The sequence below is a fragment of the Bradyrhizobium sp. STM 3566 genome, from assembly GCF_045571445.1.
In the GTDB taxonomy this organism is placed as follows: domain Bacteria; phylum Pseudomonadota; class Alphaproteobacteria; order Rhizobiales; family Xanthobacteraceae; genus Bradyrhizobium; species Bradyrhizobium vignae.
This window is the reverse complement of sequence record NZ_CP120692.1, coordinates 35,284-55,403: the sequence shown is the minus strand read 5'-3', so window position 1 is coordinate 55,403 and position 20,120 is coordinate 35,284. Positions and strand designations below refer to the sequence as shown.

The following is a 20,120-nucleotide window of genomic DNA, read 5'->3' as shown; positions in this document are numbered from 1 at the left end:
GTAATCATGGATGACACTTCGAAGTGCCCGTTTTCGGGCGGAAAACCCACGCGCGTGAACCGCGACTGGTGGCCAACCCAGCTCAGCATCGAGATGCTGCACAAGAATTCCGACCTGTCCGACCCGATGGGCAAGGAATTCGACTACGCCAAGGAATTCAAATCGCTCGACCTGAACGCGGTCATCAAGGACCTGACCGCTCTGATGACGGATTCGCAGGAATGGTGGCCCGCCGACTTCGGTCATTATGGCGGCCTCATGATCCGCATGGCCTGGCACAGCGCGGGCACCTACCGCATCACCGATGGTCGCGGCGGCGCCGGCGCCGGTCAGCAGCGCTTCGCGCCGCTCAACAGCTGGCCCGACAACGCCAACCTCGACAAGGCGCGCCGTTTGCTTTGGCCGATCAAGCAGAAATATGGCCGCAAGATCTCCTGGGCCGATCTGATGGTGCTGGCCGGCAACGTCGCGCTGGAATCGATGGGCTTCAAGACCTTTGGCTTTGCGGGCGGCCGCGCCGACGTCTGGGAGCCGGAAGAGCTCTATTGGGGCCCCGAAGGCACCTGGCTCGGCGATGAACGCTATAGCGGTGAGCGCCAGCTCGCCGAGCCGCTCGGCGCGGTGCAGATGGGCCTGATCTACGTCAATCCGGAAGGCCCGAACGGCAAGCCGGATCCGATCGCCGCGGCCAAGGATATCCGCGAGACCTTCTTCCGCATGGCGATGAACGACGAGGAAACCGTCGCGCTGATCGCCGGTGGCCACACCTTCGGCAAGACCCATGGCGCGGGCGATCCCTCGCTGGTCGGCCCGGAGCCGGAAGCGGGCGCGCTCGAGGATCAGGGCCTCGGCTGGAAGAGCAAGCACGCGTCGGGCATCGCCGGCGATGCCATCACCAGCGGCCTCGAGGTGACCTGGACGCAGACCCCGACGAAGTGGAGCAACAACTTCTTCGAGAACCTGTTCAAGTACGAATGGGAGCTGACCAAGAGCCCGGGCGGTGCGAACCAGTGGGTGGCCAAGGGCGCCGAGGCGATCATTCCCGACCCCTTCGACAAATCGAAGAAGCATCGGCCGACGATGCTGACGACGGACCTCTCGCTGCGCTTTGATCCAGCCTATGAGAAGATCTCGCGTCGTTTCCTCGAGAACCCGGATCAGTTCGCGGACGCCTTCGCCCGCGCCTGGTTCAAGCTGACCCACCGCGACATGGGACCGATCCAGCGCTATCTCGGCCCGCTGGTGCCGAAGGAGACGCTGATCTGGCAGGATCCGATTCCGGCCGTGAACCACGAGCTGGTCAGCGAGCAGGATATCGCCTCGCTGAAGACGAAGATCCTCGCTTCGGGACTCTCGGTGCCGGAGCTGGTCTCGACCGCCTGGGCGTCGGCCTCGACGTTCCGCGGCTCGGACAAGCGCGGCGGCGCCAATGGCGCGCGCATCCGGCTTGCCCCGCAGAAGGACTGGGAGGTGAATCAGCCGGCTCAGCTCTCGAAGGTGCTCGGCAAACTCGAAGCCATCCAGAAGGAGTTCAACGCATCGTCAGGTGCGAAGAAGGTCTCGCTCGCGGACCTGATCGTGCTCGGCGGCACCGCCGCGGTCGAGAAGGCCGCCAAGGATGCCGGCGTCGACGTGAAGGTCGGCTTCACGCCGGGCCGCATGGATGCCTCGCAGGAGCAGACGGATGCGGCCTCGTTCGCACCGCTGGAGCCGCGCGCCGATGGCTTCCGCAACTATGTCGGCAAGAAGCATCAGTTCCTGCAGCAGGAAGAAGCCCTCGTCGATCGCGCGCAGCTCTTGAGGCTCACCGGCCCCGAGATGACGGTGCTGGTCGGCGGCCTGCGTGTGCTCGGCGCCAACGCGAACGGTTCGAAGCACGGCGTGCTCACCGCGAAGGTGGGAACGCTGAGCAACGACTTCTTCGTCAACCTGCTCGACATGAGCACGCAGTGGACGCCCGTCGCCGACGGCAGCTACGAGGGACGCGACCGCAAGACCAATGCGGTGAAGTGGACCGGCACGCGCGTCGATCTGATCTTCGGCGCACACTCCCAGCTCCGCGCCTTCGCCGAGGTCTATGCGACCTCGGACTCCAAGGAGAAGTTCGTCAAGGACTTCGCCAAGGCCTGGACCAAGGTGATGAACCTCGACCGGTACGACATCGCGGCGTGAGGCCGATTCACCTCTCCCCGCTGGGGAGAGGTGAAGATCAGCGCGCTGCCCGATCGAAGCCACAAACAAAAAGGGCGGCCTTTCGGCCGCCCTTCGTTTTTCCGGACCGTAGCGAGATTTACTCGCCCGCCGCTTCGCGCGGGGCCTTCTCGCCCTCTGCGGCCTTCTCCTTGGCCTCGAGGTCTTCGCCGGTGGTCTGGTCGACCACCTTCATGGACAGGCGGGTCTTGCCGCGGTCGTCGAAGCCGAGCAGCTTGACCTTGACCTTGTCGCCTTCCTTGACGACGTCGGAGGTCTTCTGCACGCGATTGGCCGCGAGCTGGCTGATGTGGACGAGGCCGTCCTTGGAGCCGAAGAAGTTCACGAAGGCGCCGAACTCCATCACCTTGACGACGGTGCCGTCGTAGATCTGGCCGACTTCCGGCTCGGACGCGATCGACTTGATCCACTTGATCGCGGCCTTCATCGCCTCGCCGTCGCTGGAGGCGACCTTCACGGTGCCGTCGTCCTCGATGTTGACCTTGGCGCCGGTCTTCTCGACGATCTCACGGATCACCTTGCCGCCGGTGCCGATCACTTCGCGGATCTTGTCGGTCGGGATCTTGAAGCTCTCGATGCGCGGCGCGTATTCGCCGAGCTCGGCGCGGGCCGCGTTCAGGGCCTTGGCCATCTCGCCGAGGATGTGGATGCGGCCTTCCTTGGCCTGGCCAAGGGCGACGCGCATGATCTCTTCGGTGATGCCCTCGATCTTGATGTCCATCTGGAGCGAGGTGATGCCCTGTTCGGTGCCGGCCACCTTGAAGTCCATGTCGCCGAGATGATCCTCGTCACCAAGGATGTCCGAGAGAACCGCGAAGCGCTTGTCTTCGAGGATCAGGCCCATCGCAATGCCCGCGGTCGGCCGCTTCAACGGCACGCCCGCATCCATCAGCGCCAGCGAGGCGCCGCAGACCGAGGCCATCGAGGAGGAGCCGTTGGACTCGGTGATCTCCGAGACCACGCGCACGGTGTAGGGGAATTCATGGTGCGGCGGCAGCACCGGATGGATCGCGCGCCAGGCCAGCTTGCCGTGGCCGATCTCGCGGCGCTTGGTGCCGCCGAGGCGGCCGGTCTCGCCGACCGAATAGGGCGGGAAGTTGTAGTGCAGCAGGAACGTCTCCTTGTACGTCCCCGACAGCGCGTCGATATACTGCTCATCCTCGCCGGTGCCGAGCGTGGTCACGACCATCGCCTGGGTCTCGCCGCGGGTGAACAGCGCCGAGCCATGGGCGCGGGGCAGCACGCCGACCTCGGCGATGATGTTGCGCACGGTCTTGACGTCGCGGCCGTCGATGCGCTTGCCGGTGTCGAGGATATTCCAGCGAACGATCTTGGCTTCCAGCTCCTTGAACACGCCGGCGACACGGAGCTTGTCGTATTTCGGCTCCTGGCCCTCCGGGAAGTAGTGGGCCATCACCTTTTCCTTGGCGACGCCGACGGCGGCATAACGCTCCTGCTTGATCGGGATCGCATAGGCGGCGCGCAGCTCCTGCTCGATCAGGCCGAGCATTTCCTTCTCGAGCGCCGAATTGTCGATCGCGGTGACTTCGCGCGGCTCCTTCGCGGCCTTCTCGGCGAGCTCGATGATGGCGTTGATGACCGGCTGGAAGTGGCGGTGACCGAACATCACGGCGCCGAGCATCACGTCTTCGTTGAGCTCCTTGGCCTCCGATTCGACCATCAGCACGGCGTCGGCGGTGCCGGCGACGACGAGGTCGAGCTGGGTGTCGACCATCTCGTCGAGCGTCGGGTTGAGGACGAATTCGTCATTGGCGAAGCCGACACGGGCCGCGCCGATCGGCCCCTTGAAGGGCACGCCGGACAGCGTCAGGGCGGCGGAGGCCGCAACCATCGCCACGACATCAGGATCGTTCTCCATGTCGTGCGACAGCACGGTGACGATCACCTGGGTCTCGTTGCGCCAGCCGTCGACGAACAGCGGGCGGATCGGACGGTCGATCAGGCGAGAGACCAGCGTCTCCTTCTCGGTCGGACGGCCCTCGCGCTTGAAATAGCCGCCGGGAATGCGTCCCGCAGCGTAGGCCTTCTCCTGGTAGTCGACGGTCAGCGGCAGGAAGTCGACGCCTTCGCGCGGCGCCTTGGCCGCAACGACGGTGGCGAGGACCACGGTCTCGCCATAGGTGGCGACGACGGCGCCGTCGGCCTGGCGGGCGATCTTGCCGGTTTCGAGCTTGAGTGGGCGTCCGCCCCAGTCGATCTCGACTGAATGCTTATTGAACATGGAGGTCTTCTTTCATGGGTTCTCGAAAGAAGGGACGGCTCTCGAAAAACAAAAACCATGCGCAAGATTGCGGGGCGCTGATCGGAGCGGATTATCAGCGTCCTGCGATCCTGCCATGGTCTTTGGATGTCGGATGGCGTCCATCCTTTCGGTCATACGGGCGCCTTGCCCGTTGTGCCCAGCCGCCGGATTGCTGCTGGACTGTCAGTCGGCACGAACGCGAACACCGAATCGCGGTCTTCGCTCTTCATGCCCGGATGCGAATCCTCAACGACTCGCATCCGACGCGCACGCAGCCTCGATCAAAAACCTTTAAGGAAGCGCTTTCGTTCGAAACCACGCGCAAAAACGCGCGCCGGTGGCGCGCGCAGGAACCGTTAACGACGAATGTTGTGCTTCTCGAGCAGCGCCTTGTACCGTGCCTCGTCCTTCTTCTTCAGGTAATCGAGGAGCGAGCGGCGGGTCGAGACCAGCTTCAAGAGGCCGCGACGCGAATGGTTGTCCTTCACGTGGGTCTTGAAATGGTTGGTGAGGTTGTTGATGCGTTCCGACAGGATCGCGACCTGAACCTCGGGCGAGCCGGTGTCGCCGGCCTTGGTGGCATTCGTCTTGATGACTTCCGCTTTGCGTTCTGCGGCAATCGACATCGTCAATTTCTCTCGTTGCGACCGGGGCTGGCAGTCAGGCCGGTCAGGTTGAACACACGCTTGGGGATGATTTCGCCATTGCCGACTTCGGCAAGCGCCAAAAGACGGCCTGCCACCGTGACATAGACTGTGCCGCTACAAGTGGGCGCATCCCGTCCGCGCAACAAAACGGCCTGGCCCCGATGGAGCCTTGCCGCATCAGCCCGAGTGACGGCCAGTGCCGGGATGTCGTCCAGCGCGGTCTCAACGGGCAAAAGCGCGTCGGCGAGGCTGCCCTCGCCGGACGCGGCTCTATGGCACAAAGCCTCCAACTGATCCAGCGGAATCATGTCGTTCTCGCCAAATGGACCGACCAGGGTCCGCCTGAGCGCGCAGATATGGCCATAGGTGCCGAGAAGCCGGCCCATGTCGCGGGCCAGCGCCCGGACATAGGTGCCCTTGCCGCATTCGGCCTCGAACACGGCCCGGTCGTTATCCGGTTGATCTACAAGGGTTAAATGGTGAATCTCGACCGGGCGGGGCGCCAGTTCCACGACTTCGCCGTCGCGGGCGAGGTCATAGGCGCGCTCGCCCTGGACCTTGATCGCGGAATAGCGCGGTGGGATCTGCTCGATCACCCCGGTGAAGCGGGGCAGGAGGGCCAGGATCGCCTCCCGCGTCGGGCGCTGGTCGGAGGTCGCGGTCACCCGGCCCTCGATATCGTCGGTGTCGCGCTCCTCGCCCCAGCATACCGTGAACTGATAGCGCTTGCGGCCGTCCATGACGAAGGGAACGGTCTTGGTGGCCTCACCGAGCGCGATCGGCAGCCCGCCGGAGGCGAGCGGATCGAGAGTGCCGGCGTGCCCGGCCCGCTTGGCGTTGAACAGGCGCTTGAGCACGGCGACCGCCTGTGTCGAGGTCATGCCGATCGGCTTGTCGAGCACGACCCAGCCATGGACGTCGCGCCGGTCGCGGCGAACCTGGTTGCCCTTCTGCTTGGCACGCGGATCGTTGTTGACGCGGCGCGGCTCCTGATGCGGCCGGGCATCGCTCTCCAGATCCGCAAGATTATTTTTCTGCACGTCGCGCTGATCGGCATCATTGCCGCCGATCGTGCCGTGAGCCGGGTTCATCGTCATTGCTCTTCTTCCCGATCCGAAGCCGGATCCTGTTCCAGGTCCTTCTGCACCGCAGGTGTTCGCAAAAGCTTCTCGATCCGTTCCGCCTCGTCGAATCGCTCATCGACGCGGAAGCGAATGTCAGGTGCAAATTTCAGGTTAACGCGCCGCGCGACTTCGCCGCGCAGGAATTTCTTGTTGCGCTCGAGCGCAGCGATCACGACCTCGGTGTCGCGGCCACCGAGCGGCATCACGTAGACCGTCGCGAGCTTCAGGTCGGGCGACATCCGTACCTCCGGCACGGTGATGATGTGACCTTCGAGATCCGCATCATGCACATTGCCTTGCGCCAGAATATCGGCCATCGCGTGGCGAACCTGCTCGCCGACGCGCAACTGACGCTGCGAGCCGCCGGGCGCGGAACTCTTCTTCTGATGATGCCGTGGCATTTGTCGAAAATCACCTCGTCATGCCCGTGCCTGGGACACGGGCATTGTCATTTGTCCCGTTGAAACGAAGTGGGGTGGATGGCCGGAAAAATCCGGCCATCGCACTCCCGCAATCTCAGTTCAAAAAAATCCGAACGCTTCGGTAAGATTTGGACTTACAGGGAGCGCTGGATCGTCTCCACGCGATAGCACTCGATGACATCGCCTGCGCGCATGTCGTGGTAGTTCTCGAAGGCCATGCCGCATTCCTGACCGGACTGGACTTCCTTCACTTCGTCCTTGAAGCGTTTCAGCGTCGACAGCTTGCCTTCATGCACGACGACGTTGTCGCGGATCAGGCGCACATTGGCGCCGCGTTCCACGGTGCCGTCGGTGACGCGGCAGCCGGCGACCTTGCCGACCTTGGAGATGTTGAAGATCTCCAGGATCTCGGCATTGCCCAGCATGGTTTCGCGCAAGGTCGGCGCGAGCAGACCGCTCATCGCCTTCTTCACGTCGTCCACGAGGTCGTAGATGATGTTGTAGTAGCGGATCTCGATGCCGTTGCGCTTGGCGGCCGCAGCGGCTTCCTTGTTGGCACGAACCGAGAAGCCGATGATCGCGGCGTTGAAGCCTTCAGCCAGCGTCACGTCGGATTCCGAGATGCCGCCGACGCCGGCATGCAGGATGCGGGCGGCGACTTCGTCGGTGCCGAGCTTCTCCAGCGAGCCGAGGATCGCTTCCAGCGAGCCCTGCACGTCGGCCTTAACGATCAGCGGGAATTCCTTGCGGCCCGCCGTCTTCAATTGCGACATCATCTGCTCGAGCGAGCCGCGCATGCCGGAGATCGAGGCTGCCGCGTTCTCGCGCTTCTGGTGCGCGCGGTAGCTGGTGACCTGACGGGCGCGGGCTTCGTTCTCGACCACCGCGAGCCGATCGCCGGCCTCCGGCGGACCGTTGAAGCCGAGCACTTCGACCGGCACCGAGGGACCGGCCTCCTGCACCGTCTCGCCCTGATCGGAGATCAGCGCGCGGACGCGGCCCATTTCGGCACCAGCGACGATGATGTCGCCGACACGGAGCGTGCCGCGCTGCACCAGCACGGTGGCGACCGGACCGCGGCCGCGATCGAGCTTGGCCTCGATCACGGTGCCTTCGGCCGGACGCTGCGAGTTGGTCTTCAGGTCGAGGATTTCGGCCTGCAGCGCGATCATCTCGAGCAGCTTGTCGAGATTGGTCTTGTTCTTGGCGGACACCTCGACGTCGACGACCTCGCCGCCGAAGGACTCCACCTGCACCTCGTGCTGGAGCAGTTCGGTGCGCACGCGCTCGGGCTTGGCGTCGGGCTTGTCGATCTTGTTGATGGCAACGATGATCGGCACCTTTGCCGCCTTGGCGTGGTTGATGGCTTCGACCGTCTGCGGCATGACGCCGTCATCGGCCGCGACCACCAGCACGACGATGTCGGTGACCTTGGCGCCGCGAGCGCGCATCGCGGTGAACGCGGCGTGGCCGGGCGTGTCGATGAAGGTGATCTTCTTGCCGCTTTCGGGCGACACCACCTGATAGGCGCCGATGTGCTGGGTGATGCCGCCGGCCTCGCCGGAGACCACGTTGGCATGGCGGAGCGCGTCGAGCAGCGAGGTCTTGCCGTGGTCGACGTGGCCCATCACGGTCACCACAGGCGAACGCGTCTCGGTATCGGTGGAATCGTCGACGGTGTCGAACAGGCCTTCCTCGACGTCCGATGCGGCGACGCGCTTGACGGTGTGGCCCAGTTCTTCGGCGATCAGCTGGGCGGTGTCGGCGTCGATCACGTCGGTGATCTTGTGCATCGCGCCCTGCTTCATCAGCAGGCGGATGACGTCGACCGCGCGCTCGGACATGCGGTTGGCGAGTTCCTGGATGGTGATCGCTTCCGGGATCGTCACCTCGCGGACCAGCTTCTCCTTCGGCTCGTTCGAGGCGTGGCCCTTCAGGCGCTGGGTGCGGCGGCGGAACGAGGCGATCGAGCGCTCGCGCACGTCATCGGCATTGAGCGCCGTGACGACGGTGAGGCGGCCGCGTTCCTTCTGAGGGCCGGGCTTGTGTGTGGTCTTCGGGGCTGCCGCGGGACGCATCGCGCCGCCGGGGCCGCGACGAACCTGGCGCGGAGCCTCGTCTTCGTCCGGCTCGGCCGCAACAGCGGGGCCGCGACCGGGGCCACCCGGACGCTGCGCGGTCGTCGTTGCAGGCCGCGCCGGCGTTGTTCCCGGGCGTGCCGTCGTGGTGCCGGGCCGCGGCGCAGGCGCGGCCGGTGCCGCGGTTGTGGGACGCGCGGCGGCCGGCTGCTCGCCTTCCCCAAAGCGCTTCTTGGCCTCGGTCTCGGCCTTCCGCTTGGCTTCGTCCTCATGGCGATGCCGCTCTTCCTCGGCCTTGCGACGGGCTTCGGCGGCTTCGCGCTCGGCGCGTTCGGCGGCCTCGCGGGCGGCGCGACGCTGGGCCTCTTCCTCGGCCTGGCGGCGTTCCTCGATCTCGCGCAGCTTGGCATCGGCCAGTGCGCTGGCGCGGGCGGAACGCTCGTCCTCGGTCAGGGTGCGCAGCACCACGCCGGAACCGGCGTTGCGGGGCGGGGCGGGCGGAGCCGGACGCGACGGAGCGGCGGGTGCGGCCGGCGCGGGCTTTGCAGTCACCTCGGGCGCGTGCGGCTCGGGGCCGTCGCCAATGCGGCGCTTGCCGCGCTTCTCGACCACGACCTGCTTGCTGCGGCCATGGCTGAAGCTCTGGCGCACGGTGCCCGTTTCGACGCGCGGCTTGAGCGATAGCGTCTTGCTCGGAACGCTCAGCTTCTTGTCGCCAGGGGTCTTGGTATCAACCATTCAGCAGTCCTAATCCTGATTTGTCAGTGTTGTGCGTTGCCGCACCGTCCTATCGGGTCGTCTTGTCTCTCAGAAATCCTGGCCGGGCTTGTCGGCAGTCTTGTCATCGTCCGCCATCCGGTATCGGACCAGCATCTGGCTACGTGACAGGAATGACTTGCTCGCCGGGCCCGCGAGCAGGGCAGCATGTATCACATTTGACCGGGTCAGTGCCAAATCCAATTCTAATGATTTCAGTGCGGTGACGACGGGAATCTGCGGCTTGGCGCCGCGATTTCCGGCATTTTGACGCGCCAGCATGTCCAATTTGCGGATTCCGTCCGCGGCCCCGTCGCTGGCATGGATCAGGACCTCGACCGTTCCTTCCCGAAGGGCGCTCTCGACCTTGCCGAAGCCGGCCACGACCTGGCCCGCCTTGGCGGCGATCCCAAGGGCTTCCGTCACGCTCCGAACCAGGAGCGCCTCGATGTCAGTGGGAAGCGTCTGAGGGACGCGCAGATCGCGCTTGAAGGCCTTGCTGAATTGGTGACGCCGCACGGCTTCCGCAACCACCTTGCGTGAGGCGGTGACCCACATGCCGCGTCCGGGCAGCTTGCGCTTGAGATCGGGAACTACGTGCCCGTCCGGCGAGACGACGAAGCGGATCAGCTCGTCGATCGGCCGGACCTCGCGACTGACCGCGCACATGCGCATGGTCGCGGACCTTTCGGTCCGCGGCCCATGGTCGAGTTCGCTGTCAGTGCTGGCGAGCATCCGGGCGACATCCTCCTTGGCCTTCTAGATCGCGTGATCTTTACGCAAAGCCGGTCTCCACTTTTGCTGAACACGCCTTAGGCCGGCTTAGGCCGGCTGGTCTTCGGTCGCCTCGGTCTCTTCGGCCAGCTTGGCGAGATCGCCCTCGGTGATCCAGCCGGCCTTGACACGGGCCTGCATGATCATCGCTTCGGCATCGTCACGGGAGATGTCGATGCCGTCGAGCGCGCCGGCGTGCTTGGTCGGCTCGCCGCCTTCCTTGCGCTCGGTCCAGCCGACCAGATCGTCGGTAGCGCAGCCGGCGAGGTCGTCGACGGTCTTGATGTCGTTCTCGCCGAACTTCACCAGCATCTTCGAGGTCACGCCGGGCACGTCCTTGAGGGCGTCCTCGACGCCAAGCTCCTTGCGCCTGGCCTCGAGCTCGGCTTCCTGCTGCTCCAGATATTCGCGAGCGCGATTCTGCAGCTCCTGCGCGGTCTCCTCGTCGAAGCCTTCGATGCCGGCGAGTTCCTTGACGTCCACCATCGCGAGTTCCTCGACCGAGGTGAAGCCTTCGGACGCCAGCAACTGGCCGACCACCTCGTCGACATTGAGCGATTCCATGAAGACGCGGGTGGAGTTCTCGAAGTCGGCCTGGCGGCGCTCCGATTCCTCCTGCTCGGTCAGGATGTCGATGTCCCAGCCGGTGAGCTGCGAGGCCAGACGCACGTTCTGGCCGCGACGGCCGATCGCCAGTGAGAGCTGGTTGTTGGTGTCGGGCACGACGACCTCGATGCGCTCGCGGTCTTCGTCGATGACGACCTTGGACACTTCCGCCGGCGCCAGCGCGTTGACGACGAAGGTCGCGATGTCGGGCGACCAGGGAATGATGTCGATCTTCTCGCCCTGCAGCTCGTTCACCACGGCCTGCACGCGCGAGCCGCGCATGCCGACGCATGCGCCGACCGGATCGACCGAGGAATCGCGGGAGATCACGCCGATCTTCGCGCGCGAGCCGGGATCGCGGGCCACCGCCTTGATCTCGACGATGCCGTCATAGATCTCCGGCACTTCCTGCGCGAACAGCTTCGCCATGAACTGCGGATGGGTGCGGGAGAGGAAGATCTGCGGACCTCGCGTCTCGCGGCGGACGTCGAAGATGTAGGCGCGGACGCGGTCGCCGTTGCGGAACACTTCGCGCGGCAGCATCTCGTCGCGGCGGATGATGGCTTCGCCACGGCCGAGATCGACGATCACGCTGCCATATTCGACGCGCTTGACGACGCCGTTGACGATGTCTCCGATGCGGTCCTTGAATTCCTGGTACTGCCGGTCACGCTCGGCCTCACGCACCTTCTGCACGATCACCTGCTTGGCCGATTGCGCGGCGATGCGGCCATATTCCAGCGGCGGCAGGGTGTCGGCGATGGTGTCGCCGACCTGGGCGCCGGGATTGGCGCGCTGCGCGTCGACCAGCGAGATCTGGTTGGCATGGTTCTCGACCTTGTCGACCACCAGCATGTGGCGCGACAGCCGCAGCTCGCCCTTCTTCGGGTCGATCTCGGCATGAACGTCAGTCTCGCTGCCGTAGCGTGCCCTGGCGGCCTTGGCGATGGCGTCCTCCATCGCCGCGATGACGATGCCGCGGTCGATCGATTTCTCGCGAGCGACGGCATCCGCGATCTGAAGCAATTCAAGTCGGTTGGCGCTGACTGCCATGGCTAGTCTCCTTGGTCAGGCTCGGTCTCGCCGCGCCGCGCGCGTTCGGCGGCAAGGCGATGTTTCTTCGTGTTGGTGGGGGCCGGCTTCTTCTTCGGCTTGGTGTTCTTGGTGGTCTTCTCGCTGATCTTGGCGTGTGGCGCCTGCGGCGGCTCGAGACCGAGATTGCGGCGCATCTCGCGCGCCTCGGCCTTGCCGCGACGCATGGATTCGGCGATCAGCTCGTCGGTCAGCACGAGGCGTGCCTCGCCGATATCCTCCATGGTCAGGAGAACGTCGGCATCGTCGCCCGCCTTGACGTCGTCGCGATGCAGATGCACGCGGTTGCCTTCGACCGCGCCGAGCGTGCCGCGGAAACGCTTGCGCCCCTCATGCGCGACCGCCATCTCGATCTTCACCAGATGTCCGGAATAGCGCTCGAAATCGGAGCGGCGCACCAGAGGACGGTCGATGCCCGGCGAGGAGATCTCGAGGCGATAGGCGCGATCGATGGGATCGGCGACGTCGAGCACGGGCGACAAGGCCCGCGAGATCGCCTCGCAATCCTCGATCTGCATCGAGCCGTCCGGCCGCTCGGCCATGATCTGCACGGTGCAGCCTGCCTCTCCGGAAATGCGGATTCGAACCAGGCGGTAGCCCATGCCCTGGAGCACGGGCGTCGCCACCGCCGACACCCGTGCCGCGACGCCGGGCTCGACCACGAGCCGCGGCTCGGCCAACAATTCGGCATCCGTGGAACCAGGGGTCGGTTCGGTCATGTCCAGGGTCAGGGCGCTCGATGGTTAAGGCTTGGTTACGACGTCAAAGCCCGTTTCGGAACTTTCCCGACGACGCGTCGGGCCGCATCTTCCGCCAAGCCGCGTTCAGGTAATAAAAAAGAGCGGGTCCTTGCGGGCCCACTCTCACTACGCGGATCGTATGAGAAGATGAATTGGCGCTGATATAGCGCTTTCCCAGCTCCCGGACAAGGCCCATTGCAGCCGGAACGGGCCTTTTTGCGCCGATCCGCGGATCCCGCGCAACGCTTCCTTCATCAAGCAGGCCTAGATTGCCGGATTGTGGGGCGGCTTGAACCAAGGGCGCACCCGCGGCGTGCCCCGTTCGAGTTGCGTATTCATGGCCGTTGCCACGTCGCTCATTCCTGGACTGGACGATATCGTCAAACGCGGCGATCCGCGGCGACGCGGCGAGATCGCGCGTGCCATCGCCCAGCTGTTCTTCCAGGGCGCGGAGAAGCTCCGCCCCGAGTTGATCGATCTCTTCGACAATCTCCTTATCGATCTCGTCCCGCATGCCGAACTCGCCTCGCGCATCGATCTGGCCGAGCGCTTCTCGCGCCTGAACAACGCGCCGCCGCACCTCGTCAATCAGCTCGCGCGCGAAAACGAGATCATGGTGGCCGGTCCCGTGCTGCGCCGCTCGCCCGTGCTCGACGACGTCGCTCTGGTCGAGATCGCGCGCTTGAAAGGGCAGGGCCATCTCCTGGCGATGACAGAGCGCCCCGCTCTGTCTGCCGTCGTCACCGACGTGCTCGTCGAGCGCGGCGATCGCGACGTGGTGCGGCGCGCCGCAGCCAATGCCGGTGCGGTGTTCTCGCCAAGCAGCTATTCCGAGCTGATCAAGCGCGCGGCGCAGGACGGCGTGCTGACGCTCAAGATCGGCCAGCGCAATGATCTCTCAGGCGAGAACCTGAAGCGGCTGCTCGACGGCACGCTCGACGTCATCCGCCGCCGCCTCTCCACCGTGGTCAATCCCGCGCGCCAGGCCGAGATCAAGCGCGCCATGTCGGCGATGGAGGAAGCTGCTCGGCCGCCGGGGCCGCGGCGCGATTTCTCCGCGGCACAGCGCACCGTGCTGACCCTGCATCGCGAGGGCCATCTCGGCGAGAGCGCATTGCTCGGCTTCGCCAAGGCGAACAAATCCGAGGAATCGATCGCCGCGCTGTCGGCGATGTCCGGCGTTCGCCTCCAGGTCCTCGACCGCCTGATCGGGGGCGACCGCTACGATCCGCTTCTGATCCTTGGCCGCGTGCTGAACCTGGGCTGGCCCACGGTGCGCGCGCTGATCCTGCTCTGGTACGGATCGAACCGTACGCCCGCCGATGCCGACATCGAGGCCGCACGCCTGAACTTCACGCGCCTTATGCCGACGACCGCCGAACGGGTCGTGAATTTCTGGCGCAACCGGCAGACGATTTGATCGAGGTTCAGGTCTTCGCCGTCATGGCCGGGCTTGTCCCGGCCATCCACGTTCTTCGTGCCACCGAAAGAAAGTGCGTGGATGCCCGGGACAAGCCCGGGCATGACCACTGCGGATGGGCCGCGCGAAATCTACACCCGCTTGAACCGCAAGTAAGCCGCCTTGCGTCCTTCGCGCGCGGCCTTCCGGCCGTAGCGCGTCATGGTGTAGCCCGGCCACGGCCGCCGGAAATCGTCGGCGCGCTCGGCAAGCCAGACGAAGTCCGGCGAGCGCGCAAGATGCGACAGCGTCCAGGCGCAGTAATCGTCGATGTCGCAGACGAAACGGAATTCGCCGCCGCTTCTGAGCACGCGCGCCATCGCGGCGATGGTCCGGTCCTGCACGAAACGCCGCTTCCAGTGCCGCCGCTTCGGCCAGGGATCGGGATGGATCAGGTCGATCCGCGACAGCGAAGCCTTCGGCAGCCAGGCCAGCAGTTCGGCGGCATCGCCCGCGAACAGGCGGATGTTGCCGATGTTGGCGGCCTCGATCTGCGCCAGGATCTTTGCCATGCCGTTGACATAGGGCTCGCAGCCGATGAAGCCGGTCGTGGGGAAGCTCTTCGCTTCGGCCGCGAGATGCTCACCGCCGCCGAATCCGATCTCGAGCCTGACATCTTCGGCTGCCGGGTCGAAGAGTTCGCGGGCGTCCGCCGGCGCCTCACGGTCGATGTCGAGCGCAAGATGCGGCAGCAGCTGCTCGATCAATCCGGCCTGGTGTTGCCTGAGCTTGTGGCCCTTGCGGCGCCCGAAGAAGGCGCGCTCGCTGTCCTCGCGATCGGGATCTGATTTGCGTTCGCTCATCGCAGCGTCTGATACAGGCGATGGAGCAGCCGCGCGCGCGGCGCGAGCGACGAGACGTAGAGCTGCTCATAATGGGTATGCGCGCCTTTGCCGTCGACGCCGAGCCCGTCGAGCGTTGCGGTGTGCGCGGCGGTGAAATTGCCGTCCGAGCCGCCGCCGGTGTGGGTATCGATCAGCTCGAAGCCGATCTCGCTGGCGAGCGCCTTCGCATGCTCGTACAGCGAGGCGCCTGCATTGCTCTTCTCGTAAGGCGGTCGATTGAGCTCGCCGGTGACCTCAACGGTAACGCCGTCGGTCTTCGATCTCAGAGAGAGAATCTTGCCGACGAACTCGTCCGCATCCTCGAGGCTCACGACGCGCAGATCGACTTCGGCATAGGCCGCTTCCGGCGTGACGTTGGGGCGCGTGCCGCCGCGCACCACGCCGACATTGACGCTGACGCCGCGCGTCAGATCGTTCATCCCTTCCAGCTCCAGGATCACGTTGGCGAGCTCGCGAACGGCACTGCGGCCGTCCTCGGGACGCGTACCGGCATGTGCGGGCACGCCTGTGATGAACACCTGGAAGCGTCCGACGCCCTTGCGTCCGGTGACGATCTTGCCGCCGTCACGCGCCGGCTCGGTCACCAGTACATATTTGGCCTTGCGTCCCTCCCGCTCGATCAGCGCGCGCGAGGTGGGGCTGCCGATCTCCTCGTCGGAGGTGAACATGTGGGTGATGCCGAGCGGCGAACCGTCGCCGGTGGCGCAGAGTGCGCGAAAGGCGTGATGGGCGATGTAGGCGCCGCCCTTCATGTCGTAGATCCCAGGGCCGAACGCGACGTCGCCTTCGACCTTGAACGGCAGGCGCTCGATGAATCCGATGGGATGAACGGTATCGAGGTGGCTCAGCACCAGGATGCCTGGCCGATGCTGCCCCCAATTCGTGCGCGCCACGAGATGATCGCCACAGCCGTCCACGCCGGCGATGCGCTCGAGCGTGACGGGCAGGTCGCGATATTGCTCCGCGACCAGGGAGACCAGCTTGTTGACCTGTTCAGGTGCTTCGGTCGGCGTCTCGATCTCCACCCAGCGGCGGATGCCATCGAGAATAGTTTGTGAGTCGAACCAATTGGAGTCAGTCATGGACGCATCTGTGCCTTTGAATCGCATCATCGAAGCGGACGCGCATCAAAGCGCGGTCGTAAATGACGACATAGGCCAGATTTGATGCAGTCTCAAATCGCCATGCAGATGGCGCTTTAGCGCTTGTCGGGACCTTCGCGGGCCGCAATCTGCTCGACGAGATCGACGATCGAACGGCGCATCTTTGAATCGGTGATTCGCGTGAAGGCCTTGGTCAAGGCGAGCCCTTCGGAGGTCGCGAGAAAGTCCGAGACGTAGGAGGGCGAGGCGCCTTCGCTGAAGCCTTCCGGACCCGGCACGCCGCTCGGGCCGCCCTCGAACAGGAATGACACCGGCACCTGCAGAATCTCGGCGATCTGCTGGATGCGGCTCGCGCCGACCCGGTTGGTGCCCTTCTCGTATTTCTGGATCTGCTGGAAAGTCAGGCCCAAAGCTTCACCGAGCTTCTCCTGGCTCATGCCCAACATGATGCGGCGCATGCGCACGCGACTGCCGACATATTTGTCAACAGGGTTGGGCGCTTTCGACATTTCCTCAGCCCTCCAAACGTCACCTTCGGCGCAATCATCACGCCTGCCTCGGGTGCAAACTCGTCAAAATCGAACCCTGTTATTGGGAAACATTGCGGAGAAATTTAGCAATGCGCCGCTGTCTTTCGCAGCCGGTGCAGAATGGGGAGCCCGCGTGCAGTCTGTCAACCGTGGGACTACGGTTGTCAAAGGATTCTGGCCGCGGCGGCGGCGCGATCAGGGCTGACGCTTGCCGACGCGTCGGCGGACCGCCAGGAGCACGGCCACCGCGACGAGCAAGGCTGCGGGCGCATCACCCACCCGTGCATAGACGGTCGGTGGAATTGCGGCGGGCAGGTTTGCGTCCAAAATGCCTTCGATGCCGAGACCGAGGCTCGCGACCGTGCGCCCGACCGGATCGATCACTGCGGACACTCCGGTATTGGCGGAGCGGACCAGTGGCAATCCGAGCTCGATCGCGCGCATCCGCGACTGCTCCAGATGCTGATAGGGGCCGGTCGAGATGCCGAACCAGCCGTCGTTGGTGAGGTTCACGATCCAGCCCGGACGTTCATTGCGTCCAGCCACTTCGCCGGGAAAGATGGCTTCGTAGCAGATCAGCGGCAGCGCAGGCGGCGCGCTGGGCACCGTCAGTGCATGCCGCACGGTGCCGGGAATGAAGCCGCCGCGCACACGCGTCAGTTGCTCTAAACCGAGCTTCTCCATCAGCGCCTGGTAGGGGAGAAATTCTCCGAACGGGACCAGATGCAGCTTGTCGTACACTGCGAGCACGCTGCCGTCGTGATCGATCACGTAGATCGAGTTATAGGCGCGCGTGATCGGCGTGCCCCGCGGCAGGTCGGGCGCGCGGACCGATCCCGTGATCAGCACGGTGCCCTTCGGCAGCAGGTCCGCGATTTGCGCCATCGCGTCGGCTTCGCGGGTCAGGAAGAACGGAAAGGCGGATTCCGGCCAGATCAGGATGGTGGCATCGCGCACGCCGGTTGATTGCGGGCCGGAGGCGCGGTCCGACAGTGCGAGATACGTCTTCATCACCTCCGCCTTGGCGGCGTAGTTGAATTTCGCGTCCTGCTGCAGGTTCGGCTGCATCAGGCGCAGCTTGGCGCCGGACACCATCGTGGTCGGATGCAGCGACAGGCGGATTGCGCCGAAGATGCCCATGGCCACCAGAAGCGCGACGGCGGCCGCCGGCACCCGCCATTGCAGGCGGCGATCGGCCGTGCGGTCGATCAGCGTCGCTGGGCTTGCGAAGATCGCAACCGTCAGGAACGTCATGCCCCACAGGCCGATCAGCGAGGCCGTCTGCGCCAGCGGCAGTGGCTCGGAGAGCGCATAGCCGAACGCGTTCCAGGGAAAGCCGGTCAGCGCATGACCGCGCAGCCATTCGCTGATGGTGAGGCTCGCCGCGAGCGCAAGCACGCGCGTGGCGTTCTTGGTCCACAGCAGGCGCGCCAGCGCAAAGCCGATCGCCGTGAAGATCGACAGATAGGCCGGCAGGCCCAGCACGGCGAACGGCGTCAGCCAGGCGAACATGTCGGCGTCGACGAAGAAGGCGTAGCCGATCCAGTAGAGGCCGGGCACGAAATAGCCGAGCCCGAACCAGTAGCCGGTCAACGCGGCGGTGGGGACGCCGCCATAGCGTCCGCCGCCGGCGCCGTCGATCAGCCATACCAGCACCGGGAAGGTGACGAACAGCACCGGGAAGAGATTGAACGGCGCCAGCGCCAGCACCGACAGTGCCCCGGCCGCCATGGCGATGACGGCGCGCTGCCATCCCCAGGTGAGGATGATGGCGAGCGCAATCTGCCGAAGTCGCTGCGATGGACTCACTGCGGGCCGGCCCCGTCGCTCGGGGGCGGCGTGGGCGTGTCGCTGGCCGGCGGTTGTCCGCTCTCGGGCGTGGCTTCACGGCGCCGGCTCTCGCGCTGGGTGCGCGGCGCCGGACGCTCCTTCCGCGTCGAGATGCGCAGCCGCTTGACACGGCGCGGATCGGCATCGAGCACCTCGACCTCGTAGGTGCCGGGACCCGAGATCACCTCGCCGCGCACCGGCAGGCGTCCGACGAAGCTCACGAGATAGCCGCCCAGCGTCTCCACCTCCTCGCCGGCCTCGCCGGTGACGAAGTCTTCGCCGATCACCGAGCGGACGTCGTCGAGGCTGGCGCGGGCATCGGCGATGAAGGCGTTGTCGGGCAGGCGCACGATCGAAGGCGGCTCGTCGCTGTCGTGCTCGTCGTCGATCTCGCCGACGATCTGCTCGACGATGTCCTCGATCGAGACCAGCCCGTCGCTGCCGCCATATTCGTCGACCACCAGCGCCAGATGGATGCGCGAGGCCTGCATCTGCGCGAGCAGGTCGATCGCCCGCATCGAGGGCGGCACGTAGAGCAGCTTGCGGATGATGTGCGCGTCATGAAGCGGCAGCGCGAGATCGACGGTGCGCAAGTCGAGCCCGGCCGGCAGCGGCTTCTTGCGCTTGGTCTTGGTGGCTTCCGGCACGCGGGCGCGTGCGGTCATGAAAGCGAGCAGGTCGCGGATGTGGACGATGCCGACGGGATCGTCGAGCGTCTCGTTGAAGACCACGAGGCGGGAATGGCCGGCGCTCTCGAAGCGGTCCATCAATTCCCCGAGCGGGATGTCGCGCTTCACTGCGACGATGTCGGCGCGATGCACCATGACGTCGGCGATACGGCGCTCGTGCAGGCCGAGGATGTTGCGCAGCATGGTGCGCTCGACGGCCGAGAAGCCGGTGTCGTCGGGTGTCGTCGCGTCCAGCACGACCTGCAGGTCATCGCGGACCGATCCCGCCTTCCAGCCGAACAGCGTCCGGATGGCGCGCAGCAGCCAGTTGTCCGCCGTCGGGCGCATCACCTCGCCTTGCGTCACCACGGCCGGCAAATTGGCGGTGTTGCGCGGATTGTCTTGGATCGGATCGGAATCCGGCATCTCAATGCGTCCCCGGGCGGTCTGCATAGGGATCGGGTATGCCGAGATGAGCTAGGATCTCACGTTCGAGCGCTTCCATCTCCTCGGCGTCGCCGTCGTTCTCATGGTCGTAACCGATCAGGTGCAGGAATCCATGCACGGCGAGATGGCTCAAATGATGGTCGAACGGCTTTTCTTCCTCGTCCGCCTCGCGCCGCGTGGTCTCATAGGCGATGGCGATGTCGCCGAGCATGCGCGGCGCATCGCCCGGTTTCCATTCGCCTTCCGGCTGGAGCGCGGGGAACGAGAGCACGTTGGTGGGCTTGTCGATACCGCGCCAGTTGCTGTTGAGGGCACGGATGCCGGCGTCATCGGTCAGCATCACAGCCACTTCGGCGTCGGCAACGTCGTCTTCGACGCTCTCGGCGGCGGCCGCCACGGCGCGCTGGATCACCGCTTCGGAATCAGGCTCGCGCTGCCAGCAATCGGCGACGACGAGGACCTCGGTCATGGGAAGATTGGGATGGGACATTGTGCTGTCTGGGACGAAAGGCGCCGTGTTCGCGC

Annotated in this window: 16 protein-coding genes; 2 read left to right on the top strand and 14 right to left on the bottom strand. The window is 65.3% G+C overall.

Features of this window, described 5'->3' with window-relative positions; translation table 11 throughout:
* Window positions 1–6 precede the first annotated feature (6 nt).
* Window positions 7–2,172, top strand: a complete 2,166-nt coding sequence (katG, locus tag P6U27_RS00240; RefSeq protein WP_162500042.1) for a catalase/peroxidase HPI — start codon at window positions 7–9, stop codon at window positions 2,170–2,172.
* A gap of 118 nt (window positions 2,173–2,290) precedes the next feature.
* Here katG and pnp read toward each other — a convergent pair whose 3' ends face one another.
* The 8 genes from pnp to rimP form a co-directional block, all read right to left on the bottom strand.
* Window positions 2,291–4,453 (bottom strand): polyribonucleotide nucleotidyltransferase, encoded by a 2,163-nt coding sequence (gene pnp, locus P6U27_RS00235; RefSeq protein ID WP_129142352.1) that lies wholly within the window; start codon window positions 4,451–4,453, stop codon window positions 2,291–2,293.
* Between the two features lie 377 nt (window positions 4,454–4,830).
* Window positions 4,831–5,100 (bottom strand): 30S ribosomal protein S15, encoded by a 270-nt coding sequence (gene rpsO, locus P6U27_RS00230; RefSeq protein ID WP_008540131.1) that lies wholly within the window; start codon window positions 5,098–5,100, stop codon window positions 4,831–4,833.
* A gap of 2 nt (window positions 5,101–5,102) precedes the next feature.
* On the bottom strand, window positions 5,103–6,218 hold the full coding sequence (gene truB / locus P6U27_RS00225; protein ID WP_164936720.1) for a tRNA pseudouridine(55) synthase TruB: 1,116 nt from the start codon (window positions 6,216–6,218) through the stop codon (window positions 5,103–5,105).
* Window positions 6,215–6,646 carry a 30S ribosome-binding factor RbfA gene (gene rbfA, locus P6U27_RS00220; RefSeq protein ID WP_122400141.1) on the bottom strand — a complete coding sequence of 144 codons (432 nt, stop codon included), beginning with the start codon at window positions 6,644–6,646 and terminating at the stop codon, window positions 6,215–6,217. Before rbfA ends, truB begins: the two co-directional genes overlap by 4 nt.
* Before the next feature lie 155 nt (window positions 6,647–6,801).
* Window positions 6,802–9,483 (bottom strand): translation initiation factor IF-2, encoded by a 2,682-nt coding sequence (gene infB, locus P6U27_RS00215; RefSeq protein WP_122400140.1) that lies wholly within the window; start codon window positions 9,481–9,483, stop codon window positions 6,802–6,804.
* Between the two features lie 69 nt (window positions 9,484–9,552).
* Window positions 9,553–10,236 (bottom strand): RNA-binding protein, encoded by a 684-nt coding sequence (locus P6U27_RS00210; RefSeq protein WP_129142351.1) that lies wholly within the window; start codon window positions 10,234–10,236, stop codon window positions 9,553–9,555.
* Between the two features lie 87 nt (window positions 10,237–10,323).
* Window positions 10,324–11,934: a transcription termination factor NusA gene (gene nusA, locus P6U27_RS00205; RefSeq protein ID WP_129142350.1), complete on the bottom strand. Its 1,611-nt coding sequence runs from the start codon at window positions 11,932–11,934 to the stop codon at window positions 10,324–10,326.
* Window positions 11,935–11,936: 2 nt separating this feature from the next.
* Window positions 11,937–12,692: a ribosome maturation factor RimP gene (gene rimP, locus P6U27_RS00200; protein ID WP_129142349.1), complete on the bottom strand. Its 756-nt coding sequence runs from the start codon at window positions 12,690–12,692 to the stop codon at window positions 11,937–11,939.
* Window positions 12,693–13,050: 358 nt separating this feature from the next.
* Between rimP and P6U27_RS00195 the strand changes: the two genes are divergently transcribed.
* Entirely contained in the window at window positions 13,051–14,133 is a 1,083-nt protein-coding gene (locus tag P6U27_RS00195; protein WP_129142348.1) for a DUF2336 domain-containing protein, read from the top strand.
* 131 nt (window positions 14,134–14,264) lie between these two features.
* On the opposite strand, the gene trmB is transcribed toward P6U27_RS00195, so the two are convergent.
* The 6 genes from trmB to ybeY form a co-directional block, all read right to left on the bottom strand.
* A complete protein-coding gene (gene trmB / locus P6U27_RS00190) occupies window positions 14,265–14,975 on the bottom strand; it encodes a tRNA (guanosine(46)-N7)-methyltransferase TrmB (protein ID WP_122400136.1) in 711 nt (236 codons plus the stop codon).
* Complete coding sequence (locus P6U27_RS00185) at window positions 14,972–16,129, bottom strand: M20 family metallopeptidase (protein WP_407193551.1); 1,158 nt, start codon at window positions 16,127–16,129, stop codon at window positions 14,972–14,974. Before P6U27_RS00185 ends, trmB begins: the two co-directional genes overlap by 4 nt.
* An 86-nt stretch (window positions 16,130–16,215) precedes the next feature.
* Window positions 16,216–16,629: a helix-turn-helix domain-containing protein gene (locus P6U27_RS00180; protein WP_024338547.1), complete on the bottom strand. Its 414-nt coding sequence runs from the start codon at window positions 16,627–16,629 to the stop codon at window positions 16,216–16,218.
* Between the two features lie 216 nt (window positions 16,630–16,845).
* A complete protein-coding gene (gene lnt / locus P6U27_RS00175) occupies window positions 16,846–18,459 on the bottom strand; it encodes an apolipoprotein N-acyltransferase (RefSeq protein WP_407193550.1) in 1,614 nt (537 codons plus the stop codon).
* The gene (locus P6U27_RS00170; protein ID WP_162500040.1) at window positions 18,456–19,574 is read right to left on the bottom strand and encodes a hemolysin family protein; all 1,119 of its coding nucleotides are present in this window, start codon (window positions 19,572–19,574) and stop codon (window positions 18,456–18,458) included. Before P6U27_RS00170 ends, lnt begins: the two co-directional genes overlap by 4 nt.
* Before the next feature lies 1 nt (window position 19,575).
* Window positions 19,576–20,085, bottom strand: a complete 510-nt coding sequence (gene ybeY / locus P6U27_RS00165) for an rRNA maturation RNase YbeY (RefSeq protein WP_129142345.1) — start codon at window positions 20,083–20,085, stop codon at window positions 19,576–19,578.
* Window positions 20,086–20,120: the final 35 nt, after the last annotated feature.